Here is an 18,467-nt window from a genome sequence, read left to right on the forward strand (position 1 = left end):
CCATGCTATTCAAGGCCGTATTTCTTCATTCGTCGTGACAATGTTGATTTATTGACATTCAGCGCACGTCCGACTTCAGTCGGTCATTTTTTGCGGACAGTTCATACATGCTATCCTTTTCTGTTCTCTGCTCCTGCGTTTGCTCTCGTTTGATTTCTCCCTCCGTATCTTCTTGGCACAAGCAGGACAATACCTTGATGCACCAGAGCCCGGGACATATTCAACGCCGCACACCGTACAATTTTTAGCGGGCATTGCTGCCCACCGTTTTGTAGGTATGATATGTAATTCATCGACAAAGCCGATGAATTTATAGTAAATCTTGATTTCCTGCTTCACTGTTCCGTCTGCCATCTTCTCACGCTCCGAAACAAGTATCTTGTCTATGAGTGCGTTTATAACTGTTGCATCCAGTTCTTTTAAGCCTTGATAATTTCGGATAAGGGCGAGGAAGTCACGGATTCCCCGTGATTTCTCGTAGCTTTCATTAAGAGTTTCCGTCACCTCTTTCAGCCTTGCTTCAATTTCAAGCTGCTCTTTCTGGTATTTCCCCGACATCATCTCAAAATTCCGCTCGGTAATACGCTCCATGACCTTATCCTCGTAGAGAGAGGAAAACAGCCTGTCCAGTTCCGCAAGGCGTTTGTTCAGCTTCTTACGTTCTTTCTCTAATGCTTTCGCCCTGCTCTGGTCTGTTTCCGTGAGCCGCTTTTCTATGGCCCTGACCGCCTTTTCATCATTCACTGCCATATCCGCAAAACAGTTGATGTCGGCAAGAACGGCATTGAATAAATCCCTTGCTTCTATATTGTGGGCACTACACTCGCTTCTTCCGTTTCTTGCATAATTATTACATGAATACTGTACACAGTCGATAATCTCTGGGCGTTTCCTCCTGTGTACGTTCATTGCCCGCAGAGCACATCCGCAGTCCACACACTTGATAACGCCTGCAAAAATATTTACAAATCCTCCCTTGTTCTGTGGAAGCCTACGACTTGTAATAAGCTGTTGGACAATATCAAATTCCTCCTGCGTGACTATTCCCTCATGGGTATTGGGTATCACTTCCCATTCTTCGGGCAGCTTAGAGGGGCGTTTCTTGCTTTTCATATTGGCGGCAATCCGTTTGTAGCCTACAAGATTTCCCGCATATATCGGGCTTCTTAAAATGCTCCTCACGCTGTTCCCACTCCAAATATAGCGTTTGTCCTCGTTCCCCTCAAAATGACGTTCAAAGCCTGTTTCGCCACGCTCCGCCGCATAAGCGGCAGGGCGTAGGATATGCTGTTTATTAAGATGTCTGCAAATTTTGGCAACTCCATTCCCTTTTAATGCAAGGTCGAATATCTCTTTTACAACATGTGCCACTTTATCATCTATCAGCAGATGGTTGTGGTCGGCAGGGTCTTTGATATAGCCATAAGGGGCGGTAGTTCCCATGAATTTCCCCTGTTGAAACCTCGCCCGATATGCCGATTTTATCTTAACAGATATGTCAGCGGCATACATTTCGTTTAAAATGTTGCGGAAAGGCGTGATGTCCATAGCAGATTTATTCAAGGTATCTACGCCGTCATTGACCGCTATATACCTCACGTTATGCTCTGGGAAGAAAACTTCCAGATATAACCCACAATCAAGATAGTTTCTCCCCAGACGGGATAAATCTTTCGTAATCACGCAGTTTATCAGACCGCTTTCAATGTCTTTTATCATATTCTGGAAACTTGGTCTTTGGAAATTTGTACCAGAATAACCATCGTCCACATACGTTTTTGCTATGTGCCATCCCTGCTTTTTCACATAATCCGTGAGGATGGATTTCTGTGTCGCAATGCTCGCACTCTCGTTATCCGTACCATCGTCTTTAGATAAGCGGCAATAAATGCCGACTAAATAGATTTTCTTTTCTTCTTTGATTCCTGCCATACTGTAAAACCTCCGTATCTGTCCTATCTGTTTTCATGCCCCATTGCGTACATTCTAAGCGGACAGCCCCTCATTGTCGAAGGTGTCGCCCTCGGCAATCTTCTTCCGAATATCCTCGGAGATAATCGGGACAAACGCTTCTGTAACGGTCTGTGTGCCGACATATTCACGGCTGATTATCATCTGCACTGGTGCTTTTGGCACGATACGCTTTCTCTTTTTATCTGCTTTCTTATCCTCGCCCATACTTAAATCTTCCTTTCCAGACAGGGCAGGGAAGAGTTTGGAAATGTCCCCGCCCTGCCAATCAGATACCATTAATCCTCGCTGTTTAATTCTTTCTGTAATGCTTTAAGGAGTGCCGCCGCTTCATCAGCGTTCAGCGTGATTCCCTTGCCGCACTTTTCACGGTTCGGGGAAAAGCTGCGGATGTCATACTTCGGCTCTTTCCCATTCCATGAAATGAGATTGATTTCCTTTGTGTAGCCACTGTCGCCCGTAGACAATACTGCGATTTCCTTTACGATTTCATACTGGATTTCTCTCATTCTCCATACCTCAACTCTCTGTATTTACTTCCCGAAAAAAGAAGATTAGCGGCTGTCACGGTTGCGTTTCCTCTGCAACTCACGCTCCAAAAGTTTGATGATGGTTTCCTCCATCTGCTTCGGCGTTGTGTTCTTCGGAAAGTATTTTTTCAGCTTGCTTGTGTTGATTTTCAAGGTTTCTTTCTGGTTGCCCTTTTCCTCCGTCATAATCGCAAATATCGTATCCATGTCAAGCCGCCCGCTCTGGCTTAACTGTTTCATCCGCTGTGCCTGTGAGAGTGAGGGCGTTGCTTCTTCGCTCTCCATCGTGGCAAAGAGGTTTTCCTGCTCGTCTTTCTTCAAGAAGGACAGTTCCACCGCAGGCGTGAGGGCGATTTTCCCCTCGTCCACCATCTGCAAAATCGGCGGTATCAGTTCCGTCAGGCGGATAAAACGCTGCACGGTCATCCTGCCCACGCCGAAGCCCTGTGCCACCTTGTCGTCCGTCCGCAACTTCGTCACAACTTGTGACGAGGTTAAGTCTGTGCGGAAACCCTGCCGCTTCATGGCTTCGGATTTCATCTTGTAAGCAAACGCCCGCTCCGATGGCAGGATATTCTCACGCTGCAAATTGCTGTCTACAAGGGTGATGATGGCTCGGTCACGGTCTAAGGGCAGGACAAACGCAGGCACGGTATTTATCCCTGCAAGTTCAGAAGCACGGACACGCCGCTGTCCTGCAATCACTTCATAACCGTCCCCGTCCTCTTTCGGGCGTGTGATTATCGGCGTGACAATGCCAAATTCCTTGATGCTTTCCGCTAACTCTGACAGTGTTTCATCTTCTGCCACATGAAACGGATTGTCGGGGAACGGGTACAAGTCTTTGGTCTTTAACACCTTAAAATCCTGTTTCTTCATTCACATATCTACCTTTCTTTCGCTCTGCTTCTATGATTTTTCTGCAATTCTTCCAACACTTCGGGCGGTATTTTTGACAGCAGCCGCCCCATCTGCTCGTTGGTTCTCTGCAATTCAAATATCTTCTGATTCGCTTTCTGCACCTTTAGTTCCTGCTCGTACTTTTCATCACGCATACGCCCCGCATAGTCTGATTCCTGCCCAATTCTCTCTTTCAAACTGTCGATATACGCCTGCTGTTTCCCGATTTCCTTAGAGAATTTCTCCACGTCTGGCAGCCATGCAGAGAGTAAATCTAACGCTTTATCCCTTTTCTTCCCTGCGTTAAAGGCGTTGATGTCGGATAGGGCAGACACGATTTCTTCATACTGTTTATCAAGCCTGCCGCCTAATTTATAGAGCCATGTGGGGACGTGTTTCCGCTTGGTTTCCATTGAGGACTGCCCCCGTTCAAGCTGATTCCACCGTGAGGACATCCGCTCATGGTAGGCGGTCTGCCACTCGGATAATGATTTCTGGTTGCCTAAGATAGCTTTCGCTGACAGCTTATTGTCTGGCGTAATCGGCACAAAGCAGAGGTGCATATGGGGCGTTCTCTCGTCCATATGGACGACAGCGGAGAGGATATTCTGCTTTCCAACACGCTCCGAAATGAAGTCAAGAGCCGTCTGGAAATACGCTTTTTGTTCTTCGGGCGGTAACTGGTTCATAAATTCTGGTGAAGCTGTGATGAGCGTTTCCACCATCATCACGCTGTCTTTCCTTGTCCTGCACCCCGCTTCGGCTACCATGCGGTTAATCTCTTTCTTGTAGGTGTACTTTGGTGGTGCTATGAGATGGTAATTGTTTTTAGAGCGTTCCATATCTATATCTGGGTTGCTTTTGTAGGCTTCTTTCTTCCGCTCGTTGTGGCGTTCACAAGCCGCAACGCCGCCCGCTTTTCGTTTCTGGAAACGCAGGATTGCATAAGGCATAGGCGGATTCCTCCTTTCTTTCGGCGGGTGACCGTCCTTTGGGGTGACAGCGGTGACGGTGGTGACAGCAGTTTTGGGATACCCCTGCCGACTGCCGCAACTGTCACCCTCACCCCCTGCATGACGGTCATGTCGATGATGACGGTGTTTTTGGGATACCCCCCTCGCAAGAGCCGTCACCGTCATGCCGCCATTCTTTTATCCGAAGCCGTAAGGCGTAGGATAGCAGGGCACAGCCCTGCCTTAAGGGAGTCCAGAGGGAACGTCTGGCACACGACTTTGCAGGGCAAAGTGTAGTGTGTTACACCCTGTAAACGCAGTCGGAAAAATCGGAATGATTTTTCTGACCGCAGGGGTGGTTTTACACGACCGAAAAGGGCGAGTAAATCTCACGCCTGCATTTTGCGTTTACGGGGTGTTCTCCCGTAGGGATGACAGCGGCAGGGTATCCTAAAATCACTGTCACCACCGTCACTGCTGTCACCCGCAGGGCAGAGCCGCCAGCTTTACATGGCTTTAAGCGTCAATGACAGTAACAGGGGGGTATCCTAATATCGCTGTCACCACCATCACCGCTGTCACCCGCCCTCCTTGCAAGGGCAATCCGCCTGCCGTCTTTCCTGCGGCTGTACTGGTAGCAGATACGGTTCTCGCTTAAAAATGTGGTGCGGTATTCATTCAGCCATTTCGTAATCACCGTGGGTATGGTTTCCGTTTCCCCCATAGCGGCTAACAGTTCCGTTGCCGTGCCTATCCATTCTTCCTTATCCCTCATAAAATCCACCAACCGAAAAAGGACATCTGGTATCGTTTCTTTCGCAAGCTGCTCCTGCGTTTTCCGCTCCACAAGCTCCCAACGGCAATCACGGAAACGCAGCGTGTATTCCTGATAAGGCGTGTCCCTGCCCGTCACATACAGCTTGGCGGTGTCAGACGCACGTTTCTCCTTTTCCAGAACAAAGGTAGCGTCCGCACTCCCCGTTAATCCTGTCGTCCCAGACACCTTGTTGAACACGTCGCTGTCATTCTGCTTTCGGATGTGGTGTACGACAATGACCGCCAGAGAGTGCCTGTCGGCAAAGTCTTTGATGAGGGAGATGTCCCCATAGTCGCTTGCATAGGCATTGTCTTTTGAAGCTGTACGGACTTTCTGCAAGGTATCAATGACAATGAGCCTGCTGTCTGGGTAATCTTTCAGATAATCTTCAAGCTGCACGATAAGACCGTCTGACAGCTTGCAGCTTGCCACGGCAAAGTGGAGCCGCCCGCTTGCTTCGTCCGTCAAACGAAATAACCTGTCCTGTATGCGGCAGAACGTGTCCTCAAGGCAGAGGTAAAGCACATCGCCCTCCATTGTCGGCATATCCCATAAAGGGATTCCCTGCGACACGCATAAGCATAGCTTCAGCATGAGCCAGCTTTTGCCTATCTTCTGTGAGCCGCAGAACAGCGATAAGCCTGTCGGGATAAGGCTGTCCACCACAAAGGATGGTTTCTCAAGCGGTTCATAAAGGAGCGTTTCGGCGTTGACTGTCTGTAACTTCTGCATGGCTTTCCTCCTTTCGGGCGGTGTCTTTGTTTTCGTTGCACATAGGCGTTGACCTCCTTAAAAATAGATTTACTCCCACGGAAAAAAGTGAGAGTATGTAATGCCGCCAATCCCACACAAATAAAAAACAGATTTCTTTTTCGGGCGGTGTCGGTCACGGTTGGAGATATTTCTTCAATTTCCGCCTTTACTTTCTCCTTTGCAATCGCAACAGATTTCTGTATTGCCGAAGCGGTGCAATGCTCCATAGCGGCGATTTGGTAAAAATTGAACTCATACTCGTAGTAGAGCAGGAAACGCCGCCTTTGTATCTCTGGAAGGCTCCCAACCGCCTTATAGAGCGTTTCATTCCGTTCTTCCTCAACCATGCGTTCATCAAGGCTCTTAGGCACACGCAACGCCCGTCTGTAAAGGGTTTCGTCCCATACCTCGTTAAACTCCCTGTGCCGCTCGTCCCATTAGAAAAGATTCCTGTTCCTGCGCTCCATCTGCCGAAACTCCATAAAGAACTGTTCCGACACTTCCAACTCGTGGGATTTGCCCTGCCCGTCCTTAAAGCTGATAAAATACCTTGTGCCGCTTTCCGTGGATTCCTCCCGAAGCGTGTATGCCTTAACCCTGTATGCCATCCTGTTGTCCTCCTGCAAAAAATGAGTGAGGGGATTTCCATCCCTCACCCAGTAGCCCGCAGGATGGCAGGCTGTTTTAGAAGCTATAAAATTTTCCGCAGCTTCTTCCGCAGATGGTCTAACCTCGCATAGATGGCACCAGTCGTCAAATGCACAAGCGGGGCAATCTCCTTTGTGGAATACCCCTGCATTTTCAGCAGGACGATTTTCAAGGTACGCCCGTCCACCGTGACTAATACTTGATAGAGATTTTCGCTCTCAATCTCTTCCAGTAACTCCGCAACCGTACCCACTTCCGCCTGCCGCTCCCTGCCTGCCATGTCCTCAAGATATTCCGCAACGTCATTCGTCCATCGGTAAAACCGCCTGTTGGAATTGAAGTCTGCCCTGTCCGCCATGCGTATCTGCTCAATGGTCGCTTCATCAACGCCGCACTCACGCAGCAGCTTTTCCTCCGCTTCTTTCCAGATACGCCATTTCCTGTCCTCCCGTCCGTGGTTGTATGCCATTCTTACTTCCTCCAATCAGAATTGATTGAGAGGGCAGAGAAAAGCCCCCTCATCTTCCCAAAGGAAAAAACAAGGGGGCTGAACGCCTTAAATTTTAATTTTCTATTATCTTTCTTAGTTTTATTAGGATTCTGGCTTTGCGTTTGTTTACAACGCTCTGGGTTATGCCCAACCTCGCCCCGACTTCACGCTCGGAAAGTCCGTCAAAAAAGATTGCCTGTATCAGCTCCTGTTCACTATCCGACAGCAAAGGCAGGGCGGCTTTCAGCCTGTCCACCATGACCGCATTGACAACGGTTTCTGCAATGTCCACCGCTTCATCAGTGATAAAGTCCAGAGGATTCCCCTCGCTGTCCGTAAATCCGTCGAGAGATAGCAGTCTATTCTTTGTATCTAATTTTTGCAGATAACGCCACCGTTCCTTGTCACGGTAGAAGTCTGTGTATTGCTCCCTCACGACTTCAAGCAGACAGCCTTGAATGGGGATAAACAGCTTGTCCATATAGGTCTGGTCGGATTCCCTGCAACGGCAGAACTCCGTGTAGGATAATTCCACATAGCCGCCACTTTCTCTGATATATACCTTTCTTGGTGCATATTTCACCATAAATACCTCCCATCTGAATTTTTGAAATGTAAAAAATCCAGATGGAGAGGCGGAGAACGACACCGCATATCAGAAACAGCCCTACGGCACTTTCCAACAAAAATCGACAAAAGAAAAACCGCAAAGGCTCTGTGACCTTTACGGTTATAGGAAATAGTAATTCTATTGTATGGAGATTGTACTTCTACTTTCAAGGTGAGAAGTACCGTTGCACTGGCAGAAATTTTTTTAACTGGTTTCCTGCCGTTCTCTGATATGCTATGTATTGATAAATTTTGCTTCGTATGAGCAGATAGATAACTGCCCGAAAAAAGGACATAAAAAAATCCCTCCAAATTTAAAAACAAATTCAGAGGGTAATTTAGGGTATAACAAAATAACCCACCCGAATATCGTTTTTTTTATTTGGTGAGTTTGTTCTTTCAAATACGAAACAAAAAGAGCCGATGATTCGTGAATTGTTCCACAATTTCATCGGCTCTGCGTCTTAAGCGTCTGGCTCTTTGATGACAGTTATCTTCAAGTTGTCAACTTTAATCAATCTTTCTTGTCTGCATTTTGGACAATAAAGGGGATAATTCTCCAAAACAGTGTCCTTCCTAATTTTATTACGGGTTTTGCTCCCACAAACAGGACACAATATCCATTCGCATTTCATCATAATTAGTCTCTAATCCTTTCAAATCTCATTTTATATGACTTTTGCAAGCTGTTAAGCTAACTTGTGGAACATATGCCGAACCTTATCTATACGGCTATTCGGGCGGCGGGGTTGGCAAATAAATTTACCAATAGCTGGCTGGTATCCTTTTAACTCTGTCAAGCAGACTCCCTGCCCATTTGTGAAATAAGTTAAATCGTTCCTGTATTCTTGAATACATCTAGCAGGGATTTCTCCTTTCAGAATGACCTCGTCATTCTTTATCTGAGTACTTACAATATCTGCACAATACCTTGGAGCATCATGATACGCCCGTGAGAGATATTCCTGCGGTGCATAAATTTCAAAGTGGAGATATGGCTCTAATAGTTCTGTCCCTGCTTTTTTTAAAGCCTGCTCCAATACGATAGGGGAAAGCAGCCGAAAGTCTGCGGGGGTACTTACAGGACTATAATACAATCCATATTCAAAACAGATTTTACAGTCTGTCACTTTCCATCCATACAGCCCCTGCTCGCAGCCATAAAGAACCCCCTCCATAACCGCATTTTGGAACGATTGATTTAAATATCCAAGTGAAACTCTGCTTTCATACTGCACTCCGCTTCCAATAGGGAGCGGCTCTATGGACAACCCGACAGAAGCCCAGAAAGGATTTGGCGGGACTTCTATGTGGATGGTATATTCTGCTTTTCTAAGCGGTCTTTCCATATATATAACAGTAGGCTCTTTTATTTCTGCCTCCACATGATATTTTTCCTCAAGGATGGCACAAATGACTTCCATCTGCACATTCCCCAAAAAAGAAAGTATAATCTCATGCGTTGTAGTATCCACATAATATTTTAAAAGAGGGTCGCCATCTGAAATTTCTGTAAGTGCCCCAAGCAATATTTCCCGCTGTTCAGATTTCTTTACTGCAATCGTTGTTTGGAGCATAGGGAGAGGATTTTCAATAAATTTTCTCTGCGGCAACAGTATTTCGTTCCCCAAAATACTGTTTAGCTGCAAAACATCATTTGGTAAAATTACAATATCACCAGAGCAGGCTGTATCGGATGAATATAATTCACCGTTTGTCGGAACACACATCTCTGTGATTTTTATTTTCTCTTTTTCAGATATTCTAATAACATCCCTCAAATGCAATGTTCCGCTATATATACGCACATAAACAAAACGCCGCCTTTTCTCTGAATATTCAATCTTAAAAACCTGCCCGCATAGTTCAGATTGACCTTCAGGCGTTGATGAATAAAATTTACTGGCAATTACTTCTATAAGCTGCCGAATCCCCAGATTGTTTTTAGCGCTTCCGTGATAAACGGGAAATAACGTTCCGTTTTGGAATCTCCTGTTTTCTTCCTGTTCCAGTTCTGACATTTTAAACGGTTTCCCTGACATATATTTCTCTAATAGTTCATCGTTTCCCATAATTACCGCATCCCACTGTTCCATATCGTCATTGTCCGTTACATTTATATGGGGATGCTGCCCAACCTTTTGCTTCACTATAATTTCCGAAGAAAGCTTTGCTTTCATTTCCCGATATACCATTGGCAAATCAATCCCCTCTTGGTCAATTTTATTGATGAAAAAAATTGTCGGAATCTTCATTATCTGTAGTGCATGAAACAGTATACGGGTCTGTGCCTGTATGCCATCCTTTGCAGAAACTAATAATACTGCTCCGTCTAATACGGATAAAGAACGGTATACTTCCGCCAAAAAATCCATATGGCCTGGCGTATCTATAATGTTGACTTTTACATCCTCCCACTGAAAAGATGTCACTGCTGTCTGGATAGTGATTCCCCTTTGACGCTCCAAATTCATTGTATCTGTCCTTGTTGTGCCTTCATCTACGCTCCCTAGTTCTGCAATTGCACCACTGGTATACAATAAACTTTCCGTTAATGTTGTCTTTCCTGCGTCAACGTGAGCCAGAATGCCTAAGTTAATTATTTTCATGTGATTTTCCTCCTATCAACACCCAAAAAAGGGCATAAAAATACCCAGTGATAAATACTCCTATCACTGGGTAAATAACTCCAATAGCCCCAAAACACTTATATGTTTTCGGGCATATAAAATTACATGATAAAAGTATTCTTAAACTGGGTACAAAAAACTAAGCCCCATATTAAAAGTGAAACGGGACTGCTACTTTTTGTTCCCACTATCAAATTGACAGTTTATTTAAGAATACCTTGCCGCATATTTATTAACTCCTTGTATAATACTGAATCTAATTATATTCCTTAACCCTTTATTTGTCAAGCTGACAAACTAAAGCAGAAAAAGCGGCAGGATTTCCCCCTGCCACTAATCATCTGTTTATGCAAAAATAATTTCCTTTTCCACAATCTCCCTCGCACAAGCCCTTATGTTATTGAGGCATCCTGTCCATTCTAAGGCGTTTTCTGCCTTTAGCTGTTCCGTTATGCCCTGTGCCTGTTTCATACCCTCTATGAGCCTTTCAAAGCGTTCCTGTGCCTGTCTGTTGATGTCGGCAAGGTAGGCGTTTAGCCTGCCGCTTGTAAGAAGATTGGTGTATGTAACTTTACGGTACTGTTTTAGATAATCTAAATGCCGTTGCCCCCAGATGCCTATTGCCTGTTCTTCTTCGGCGGGTACAGTTAAGCACGGTATCAAATAATCCCCTTGCCTTTCGTATTTGCCGCCCAGTTCCTCAAATAATGATTTTGCCATTGTCTGTTACCTCCACATTCTTTTTTATTTTGAATGTCCGCAAAATCCGTCCTACATCACTGGCTCTCTTATATTTTGCCAGCATAGACTCCAGTATGCTTTTTTCATATGCATCCATCAGCTCCTCGAGGCTCCTGCCCTCGATACCTGACAGATCAGCTCCTGACAGGTCCGTAGGGACACCGATCGCCCTTTCTGTCTGCCGTTTAGTGATCACCTCATCATCAGAGCTTATCATTAGTCTTTCTATAACGTTTTCGAGCTCTCTTATGTTCCCCGGCCAGTCAAAATCCTTCAGGACTTCCATCGCTTCCGGTGAAACCACTTTGCTGAGCTTATATGTGACATTGAACTTTTCTGTAAAATAATCAACAAGAGCCTTTATATCCTTCTTCCTTCCCTTCAGCGGCATCAGCTCTATCGGCATGACGTTCAGTCTGTAATAAAGATCTCCTCTGAACGTGCCGTTTCTGACCGCTTCTTTGAGATCGCGGTTCGTAGCTGCTATGAAACGTATATCTACCGGGATCGTCTTTGTTCCACCAACATGCATTATCTCCCGCTCCTGTATGGCTCTCAGCAGCTTCGACTGCAGATGTATCGGTATCTCTCCCACCTCGTCGAGAAACAGCGTACCGTGATTGGCCATTTCAAACAGTCCGGCCTTCCCGTTTTTGTCAGCGCCGGAAAAGGCGCCCTTTTCATATCCGAAAAGCTCTGACTCCATGAGGTTCTCCGGTATAGCAGCGCAGTTGACCTTTATAAAAGGCTTGCCTGCTCTCCCGCTGTTCTGATATATGAAATTCGCGAAGACTTCTTTTCCCGTTCCGGACTCCCCTGTAAGCAGGACTGTCGCATCGAGTTTGGCGACTCTCGTGGCTTTTTCCGCCAGCAGCTTTGTCTCGAAATCTTCAGCGATCATGTTGCCCCACATGACGATATTCTGCTTTCTCAGGTATTCGATCTCGTCTTTTATCTTCGCATTGTCCTTGTTCTTTTCTTCCAGAAGCTCTTTAAGAGTAAGAGTTTCCGTTATGTCACGCTCCGTGCATACGACTACATCGATGCCTTTATCGCTTTTCAGCGGCGTTCCAGTGACATAAACTTTGTCTCCGTCTCCGAGGTTCTGTATGATCATCTCCTCTTTGCCGCTCTCTATCGTTTTCAGCGAAACCGATTCCTCGATAAATCCCATGCGCTCGAGCTCCCGCATGTTCTTTCCGACTGTCTCACTTTGCTCAAGTCCGCCTGTCTTGCACGACTCGTTGTTGAGCAGTAGCGTTTTCCCGTTGCCGTCTGTGATATAGACGCCGACTTTAAGACAGTTGAGTATACCCAGCAGTTCCTTATAATTCTTTTCTATGAATTTCTTGTACATCTTCTTCTCCAACACGTTTCGGGTATTCTGCCCTGTATCATCACCTTGCCTTCAGCATTTTTTTCAGGAACTCTCCTGTATATGAGCCTTCGACCTCTGCGACTTCCTCCGGCGTCCCCTCCGCCACGATCATGCCGCCTCTGAATCCTCCGTCCGGTCCAAGGTCGATGATATGGTCTGCACGCTTTATCACGTCGAGATTGTGCTCTATCACTACTACCGTATTTCCCGCGTCGACCAGCTTGTCCAGTACCGTTATCAGTCTGTCTACATCTGCGAAATGCAGCCCGGTCGTCGGTTCGTCCAGGATATACAGGGTCTTTCCCGTGCTCTTCTTGGAAAGCTCTGACGCGAGCTTTATCCTCTGCGCCTCTCCTCCTGAAAGCTGCGTGCTTGGCTGTCCCAGCTTGATATATCCCATGCCTACATCGAGCAGCGTCTGCAGCTGCCTTGAAATGGCGGGTATATTCTGAAAGAACTCTGCGGCCTCTTCTATGTTCATATCGAGCACGTCAAAAATACTCTTGTCCTTGTACTTGACCTCGAGCGTCTCGTGATTATAGCGTTTTCCCTTGCAGACTTCACAAGGCACATATACATCCGGCAGGAAATGCATCTCAATCTTGATTATGCCGTCACCGCCGCAGGCCTCGCATCTGCCGCCCTTTACATTGAAACTGAAACGGCCTTTGCCGTATCCTCGCAGCTTCGCCTCCGGCAGCTGTGAAAACAGATCTCTTATATGCGTGAACACTCCCGTATATGTTGCCGGGTTTGATCTCGGCGTCCTGCCTATCGGAGCCTGATTTATGTCGATGATCTTGTCGATATTCTGCAGACCGTTTATACGTTTGTATTTACCTGGCTTTTCCTTGCTTCCGTACATCTCAGCAGCAACAGCCTTGTACAGTATCTCGTTGATCAGGCTGCTCTTTCCCGAGCCTGAAACTCCTGTGACGCATACGAGCTCGCCCAGAGGTATCTTCACATCTATCCCCTTCAGATTATTCTCGGCAGCGCCCTTGATCTCCAGGAATTTTCCGTTGCCTTTTCTCCTCGTTTCGGGAACTTCGATCTTCTTCTTTCCGCTCAGATACTGGCCCGTTATAGATTCAGGGCAGTTCATGATGTCTTCGACCGTGCCCTGAGCCACCAGCTCTCCGCCGTTGACTCCGGCCTCCGGACCGATATCGACTATGTGGTCAGCTGCATACATCGTGTCTTCGTCATGCTCCACGACTATAAGCGTATTGCCTATATCCGTCAGTCTTCTCAGCGCTTCCAGCAGTTTTTCATTATCCTTCTGATGCAGTCCTATGCTCGGCTCATCCAGGATGTAAAGCACTCCGACAAGTCCCGATCCTATCTGAGTCGCCAGTCTTATACGCTGTGATTCCCCTCCCGACAGCGTCGCTGCCGCTCTCGAAAGAGTCAGATAGTCCAGTCCCACATTTGCCAGAAATGTGAGTCTGCCCTTTATCTCTTTGATGATCTCCTCTGCTATCTTCATGTGTGTCTCCGAAAGCTTCAGATCTGACACGAACTCTATCGCTTCGGCAACTGACATATCGCAGAATTCCATTATATTCTTTCCGCCCACAGTGACTGCCAGCAGTTCAGGCTTCAGCTTGTTGCCTTTACATACAGGGCATTGCGTGATGCGCATGTATTTTTCCATCTTTTCCTTGATCCACTCGGAGCCGGTCTCTCTGTACCTCCTCTCAAGGTTATTGATTATACCCTCGAAAGTGTGATTTCTGTTCTGCGTGTCGCCGTTTCTGTTGGTATAAACGTACTGCAGCTTTTCATCACCGGTACCGTAAAGCAGCACCTGCTTGAATTCTTCCGGCAGATCCTTATACGGAGTATCCAGGCTCGCACCGTATTTCTCTGCAAGCGCATTTATCACCTGCCAGTAGAAGCTGGTGTACTCCATCGTTGCAAACACGTTGCTCAGACACTTCTCGTTGATGCTCTTGTCCGTATCTGTTATTATCAGATCCGGGTCGATACGCTGTATGAAGCCGAGCCCGTTACACTCAGGGCATGCTCCCAGCGGATTGTTGAACGAAAACATCCTCGGTTCGAGTTCCTCTATGCTGACTCCGTGCTCAGGGCATGCGAGGCTCGTGCTGAAGGTCTTTTCCTCAGGCCCTTCACCTTTGTCGACGATCACCTGCACCAGTCCGTCACCATGGGCGATCGCAAGTTCACATGCTTCCGCCAGCCTGCTCTGGACTCCGTCCTTGACTTTTATCCTGTCTACGACTATCTCTATCGTATGTTTGAATGTCTTCCCGAGCTTTATCTCTTCTTCTCCCAGGATCCTGATCTCACCGTCGACCCGCACTCGCGTAAATCCTTCCTTACGGATCCTTTCGAGTATTTTCTCATGCTGTCCTTTTTTCTGTCTTACCACAGGCGCCATCACTGTCAGTTTCGTTCCCTCGCCTTCCAGCATCAGGAGTTCGACTATCTGATCTATAGTCTGGCTCGTGATCTCTCTGCCGCATACAGGGCAGTGCGGTATACCTATCCTCGCATACATCAGCCTGAGATAATCGTATATTTCAGTTACCGTTCCCACCGTGGAACGCGGATTCTTGTTTGTAGTTTTCTGGTCTATCGAGATCGCCGGTGACAGTCCTTCTATATACTCCACATCCGGCTTTTCCATCTGCCCCAGGAACTGCCTCGCGTACGACGACAGACTTTCCATGTACTTTCTCTGCCCCTCAGCATATATCGTGTCAAATGCCAGAGATGACTTTCCCGAACCTGACAGGCCTGTCAGCACGACAAGCTTGTCCCTCGGTATGGTAACGTCTATATTTTTAAGATTGTTTTCTCTGGCTCCCTTTATAATTATATCTTTTGCCATTTTACCTTCCTGTTGATCCTCTTATTCCCTTTTCTTCCGCCATTTCATGCTGTCTGTCGACGGAGTTCATTCTCCCTCTGCCGACAGGCATGCTTACCGACAGGCATGCTTACAGTCTAGCCTTGTATTCGAATATCACATCTCTGAGCTCGGCGGCACGCTCGAACTGCAGGTCTGCTGCAGCCTGTTTCATTTCCTTCTCGAGTTTGCCGACGTATGCCTTCAGCTCTTTCTTCGTGAGCTCGAGCGGACTCTTTCCTTCGTATTTTCCTTCATCCTCCGCAGCCTTAGTGGCTTCTATGACGCTTCTGACCGCTTTCTTTACAGTGTGCGGAACGATGCCGTGATCTTTGTTATACTTGTCCTGTATAGCGCGTCTTCGCTCCGTTTCGTCGATAGCCGACTTCATCGCCGGACTTATGCCGTCACAGTACATTATAACGCGGCTGTCGGCATTTCGTGCCGCTCTTCCTATAGTCTGTATCAGCGAGGTCTCCGTTCGAAGGAAGCCTTCCTTGTCGGCATCGAGTATGGCCACGAGTGAAACTTCAGGTATATCGAGCCCCTCTCTAAGCAGGTTTATGCCTACCAGCACATCGAATGTCCCGAGTCTCAGATCTCTTATTATCTCCATTCTCTCCAGCGTATCTATCTCCGAATGCAGATACCTCACCTTTATCCCGACGTTTTTCAGATAATCCGTCAGGCTCTCTGCCATTTTCTTCGTGAGCGTCGTGATGAGAGTTCGCTCTCCTTTTGCTGTAGTCTTGTTTATCTCACCTATCAGATGGTCCATCTGACCTTCTGTGCTGTGCATCTCTATCACAGGATCCAGCAGCCCTGTCGGCCTTATTATCTGCTCTGCCGAAATGCCGCCGCTCTGCTCTTTTTCATAAGGCGCAGGCGTTGCACTGACGTAAACTATCTGATTTATGAGATCGTTGAATTCTTCAAATTTCAGCGGTCTGTTGTCAAGCGCCGACGGCAGTCTGAAACCGTAATCCACCAGAGACTGCTTCCTCGACCGGTCCCCCGCATACATCGCCCTAAGCTGCGGAAGCATGACATGCGATTCATCTATTATTATCAGAAAATCATCCGGTATATAGTCTATCAGCGTATACGGCCTGCATCCCGCTTCAAGTCCCGTTATGTGCCTCGAGTAGTTCTCTATGCCTTTGCATGTGCCGACTTCTCTGAGCATTTCCACATCGTATCTCGTCCGCTGCTCTATACGCTGCGCTTCGATCAGCTTGCCGCGGTCTCTGAACCACTGGATGCGCTCCTCGAGCTCTTCATTTATCGTCTGAGCAGCTCGCTCTATCTTCTCCTTGCTCGTCACATAATGCGATGCCGGATATATCGCCACGTGATTCCTGAGTCCCACGATCTCGCCAGTGACAGGATTTATCTCCTTGATGGTCTCGACTTCATCTCCGAAAAGCTCTATCCTGACGGCATTTTCAGCTCCCGCCGGATATATGTCGATCGTATCTCCTCTGACTCTGAAATTGCCGCGATCCATCGCGATATCATTTCTCGTGTACTGGATATCGACGAGCTTTCGCATCAGCTCCTGCCTGTCCTTCTCCATGCCCGGCCGCAGAGAGATCACCTGATTTTCATAGTCTATAGGACTTCCCAGTCCGTATATGCACGATACACTCGCTACTATTATCACGTCTCTTCTTTCGGAAAGCGCTGCAGTTGCGGAATGCCTGAGTTTTTCTATCTCTGCATTGATGTCCGAATCCTTTTCTATATACGTGTCGGTCGAAGCCACGTACGCCTCCGGCTGATAGTAGTCGTAGTAGGAGACGAAGTATTCCACTGCGTTCTCCGGAAAAAATTCCTTGAACTCGCCGTGCAGCTGAGCTGCCAGCGTCTTGTTATGGGATATCACGAGCGTCGGTTTCTGCACTTTCTCTATGAGCTTCGCCATCGTAAAGGTTTTCCCTGATCCGGTCACGCCCATAAGCGTCTGTGCACGTTTCCCGTTCTTTATTCCGTTCGCAAGGATCTCGATCGCCTGAGGCTGATCCCCCATCGGCTCGAAATCCGAATGCACTTTGAATTCCGTCATTTATATCATCCCCCTTTCAGAGGTCATCCAATCCAAAAATATATCATGCGAGGCGCAAGACCCGCGGGTATTATAACGAGCAAGCTCGTCGCAGCGCGTTTCAATGGTTTCTTCATTGCGGCAACGCTGCGTATTGATGTACGAGACCCGCAGGCATTATAACGCGCAAGCTTGTCGCGGCGCGTTTCAATGGTTTCTTCATTGCGGCAACGCCGCGTATTGATGTACGAGACCCGCAGGCATTATAACGCGCAAGCTTGTCGCAGCGCGTTTCAATGGTTTCTTCATTGCGGCAACGCCGCGTATTGATGTATGAAACCATTATAACACCTCCATTTTTAATTGTAAACGCACGTTCGCACGCCAATTAAAACTATCTCCACATCTCCTATAACGCTACAAAATTTTGTTATGCAATCATTATGCATTCATGATTTTACTGCCGTGCTTTTATCAAAACACGAAATGTATGAAAACCACCTTCCGAACAGGTATTTTGTTACAGTACATTGTACTTTTTTGAGCCGATTTCAGCTACTTCCGTAAATAAACCTTAGACAGGTTCAAGCCCTCATGTAAAGAGCTCCCGTTCAAGGGAAATATGCCTGCTATTTAAGGTTGATTTGCATATCTATGCATTCATAGCACGTTTTATGCACTGGATATGTATATACATTTTTTTCCATATTCGCACTGTTACGAAACACCTTGAAACCGGGCGGTTTTTATGCATTTGACATTTTTTGCCATCAAAATCCTCCTGCAATTCCTCATACGATTCCTGCCGCCATTCCACCAGCAATCCCACTCGCGATTTTCGCCAACCAGCTCCACAAGCACACTTCACAAATCAGCTCGGCCATATCGTTCCACCGCTAGCCGGATCCCCCTTTTTCATCCGCCAGCTCTTCCGGTTCTGCCAGTTCTGCCAACTACGCCAGCTCTTCCGGTTCAGCTAGGCCAGTCATCTCAGCAAGCTCCACCAGCACACCTCGCCCGTCGCTCCAGCCATAATAGGGTAGAGTGAGTATACTCACCCTCCCATTGCACCGTACGTACGGTTCTCGTATACGGCGCTACATCAATATAGAATCAAATATTGCT

At 47.1% G+C, this 18,467-nt stretch carries 14 protein-coding genes and 1 pseudogene; all 15 read right to left on the reverse strand.

Features of this window, described 5'->3' with window-relative positions; translation table 11 throughout:
- Positions 1–75: 75 nt before the first annotated feature.
- The 15 genes and pseudogenes from OCV59_RS09680 to uvrB all read right to left on the reverse strand — a co-directional run bounded on the left by OCV59_RS09680 (position 76) and on the right by uvrB (position 17,363).
- Positions 76–1,932 (reverse strand): recombinase family protein, encoded by a 1,857-nt coding sequence (locus tag OCV59_RS09680; protein WP_001820670.1) that lies wholly within the window; start codon positions 1,930–1,932, stop codon positions 76–78.
- 54 nt (positions 1,933–1,986) lie between these two features.
- Positions 1,987–2,178 (reverse strand): hypothetical protein, encoded by a 192-nt coding sequence (locus OCV59_RS09685; protein ID WP_001820669.1) that lies wholly within the window; start codon positions 2,176–2,178, stop codon positions 1,987–1,989.
- A 71-nt stretch (positions 2,179–2,249) separates the two neighbouring features.
- Entirely contained in the window at positions 2,250–2,480 is a 231-nt protein-coding gene (locus tag OCV59_RS09690) for a YdbC family protein (RefSeq protein WP_001206986.1), read from the reverse strand.
- 45 nt (positions 2,481–2,525) lie between these two features.
- A complete protein-coding gene (locus OCV59_RS09695) occupies positions 2,526–3,380 on the reverse strand; it encodes a ParB/RepB/Spo0J family partition protein (RefSeq protein ID WP_000743700.1) in 855 nt (284 codons plus the stop codon).
- Between the two features lie 8 nt (positions 3,381–3,388).
- Complete coding sequence (gene mobV, locus OCV59_RS09700) at positions 3,389–4,354, reverse strand: MobV family relaxase (RefSeq protein ID WP_001820668.1); 966 nt, start codon at positions 4,352–4,354, stop codon at positions 3,389–3,391.
- Between the two features lie 523 nt (positions 4,355–4,877).
- Positions 4,878–5,903, reverse strand: a complete 1,026-nt coding sequence (locus OCV59_RS09705) for an AAA family ATPase (RefSeq protein WP_001170964.1) — start codon at positions 5,901–5,903, stop codon at positions 4,878–4,880.
- A gap of 458 nt (positions 5,904–6,361) precedes the next feature.
- Positions 6,362–6,532, reverse strand: a complete 171-nt coding sequence (locus OCV59_RS12080; protein WP_000331638.1) for a hypothetical protein — start codon at positions 6,530–6,532, stop codon at positions 6,362–6,364.
- A gap of 83 nt (positions 6,533–6,615) precedes the next feature.
- Positions 6,616–7,041: an RNA polymerase sigma factor gene (locus OCV59_RS09715; RefSeq protein WP_000323895.1), complete on the reverse strand. Its 426-nt coding sequence runs from the start codon at positions 7,039–7,041 to the stop codon at positions 6,616–6,618.
- A 94-nt stretch (positions 7,042–7,135) separates the two neighbouring features.
- Complete coding sequence (locus OCV59_RS09720) at positions 7,136–7,648, reverse strand: sigma-70 family RNA polymerase sigma factor (protein ID WP_000241709.1); 513 nt, start codon at positions 7,646–7,648, stop codon at positions 7,136–7,138.
- 471 nt (positions 7,649–8,119) lie between these two features.
- Positions 8,120–8,309: pseudogene (locus OCV59_RS09725) on the reverse strand (cysteine-rich KTR domain-containing protein).
- 51 nt (positions 8,310–8,360) lie between these two features.
- On the reverse strand, positions 8,361–10,280 hold the full coding sequence (tet(O), locus tag OCV59_RS09730) for a tetracycline resistance ribosomal protection protein Tet(O) (RefSeq protein WP_000691758.1): 1,920 nt from the start codon (positions 10,278–10,280) through the stop codon (positions 8,361–8,363).
- A gap of 366 nt (positions 10,281–10,646) precedes the next feature.
- Entirely contained in the window at positions 10,647–11,021 is a 375-nt protein-coding gene (locus OCV59_RS09735) for a TnpV protein (protein WP_001129922.1), read from the reverse strand.
- The gene (locus tag OCV59_RS09740) at positions 11,002–12,399 is read right to left on the reverse strand and encodes a sigma-54 interaction domain-containing protein (protein WP_147594286.1); all 1,398 of its coding nucleotides are present in this window, start codon (positions 12,397–12,399) and stop codon (positions 11,002–11,004) included. The genes OCV59_RS09735 and OCV59_RS09740 overlap by 20 nt, the downstream gene beginning before the upstream one ends.
- 40 nt (positions 12,400–12,439) lie before the next feature.
- Complete coding sequence (uvrA, locus tag OCV59_RS09745; RefSeq protein WP_147594287.1) at positions 12,440–15,280, reverse strand: excinuclease ABC subunit UvrA; 2,841 nt, start codon at positions 15,278–15,280, stop codon at positions 12,440–12,442.
- Between the two features lie 109 nt (positions 15,281–15,389).
- Positions 15,390–17,363, reverse strand: coding sequence for an excinuclease ABC subunit UvrB (gene uvrB, locus OCV59_RS09750; RefSeq protein ID WP_147594288.1), 1,974 nt, complete (start codon positions 17,361–17,363; stop codon positions 15,390–15,392).
- Positions 17,364–18,467: the final 1,104 nt, after the last annotated feature.

Source organism: Brotomerdimonas butyrica (genome assembly GCF_025567305.1).
Classification (GTDB): domain Bacteria; phylum Bacillota; class Clostridia; order Peptostreptococcales; family Anaerovoracaceae; genus Lentihominibacter; species Lentihominibacter butyricus.

Coding starts and splice junctions, on each gene's coding strand:
- OCV59_RS09735 (WP_001129922.1), bottom strand. CDS start 11,021: ATGGCAAAATCATTATTTGAGGAACTGGGCGGCAAATACGAAAGGCAA.
- OCV59_RS09695 (WP_000743700.1), bottom strand. CDS start 3,380: ATGAAGAAACAGGATTTTAAGGTGTTAAAGACCAAAGACTTGTACCCG.
- OCV59_RS09690 (WP_001206986.1), bottom strand. CDS start 2,480: ATGAGAGAAATCCAGTATGAAATCGTAAAGGAAATCGCAGTATTGTCT.
- OCV59_RS09705 (WP_001170964.1), bottom strand. CDS start 5,903: ATGCAGAAGTTACAGACAGTCAACGCCGAAACGCTCCTTTATGAACCG.
- OCV59_RS12080 (WP_000331638.1), bottom strand. CDS start 6,532: ATGGCATACAGGGTTAAGGCATACACGCTTCGGGAGGAATCCACGGAA.
- mobV (WP_001820668.1), bottom strand. CDS start 4,354: ATGCCTTATGCAATCCTGCGTTTCCAGAAACGAAAAGCGGGCGGCGTT.
- OCV59_RS09720 (WP_000241709.1), bottom strand. CDS start 7,648: ATGGTGAAATATGCACCAAGAAAGGTATATATCAGAGAAAGTGGCGGC.
- OCV59_RS09685 (WP_001820669.1), bottom strand. CDS start 2,178: ATGGGCGAGGATAAGAAAGCAGATAAAAAGAGAAAGCGTATCGTGCCA.
- uvrB (WP_147594288.1), bottom strand. CDS start 17,363: ATGACGGAATTCAAAGTGCATTCGGATTTCGAGCCGATGGGGGATCAG.
- OCV59_RS09740 (WP_147594286.1), bottom strand. CDS start 12,399: ATGTACAAGAAATTCATAGAAAAGAATTATAAGGAACTGCTGGGTATA.
- OCV59_RS09680 (WP_001820670.1), bottom strand. CDS start 1,932: ATGGCAGGAATCAAAGAAGAAAAGAAAATCTATTTAGTCGGCATTTAT.
- OCV59_RS09715 (WP_000323895.1), bottom strand. CDS start 7,041: ATGGCATACAACCACGGACGGGAGGACAGGAAATGGCGTATCTGGAAA.
- uvrA (WP_147594287.1), bottom strand. CDS start 15,280: ATGGCAAAAGATATAATTATAAAGGGAGCCAGAGAAAACAATCTTAAA.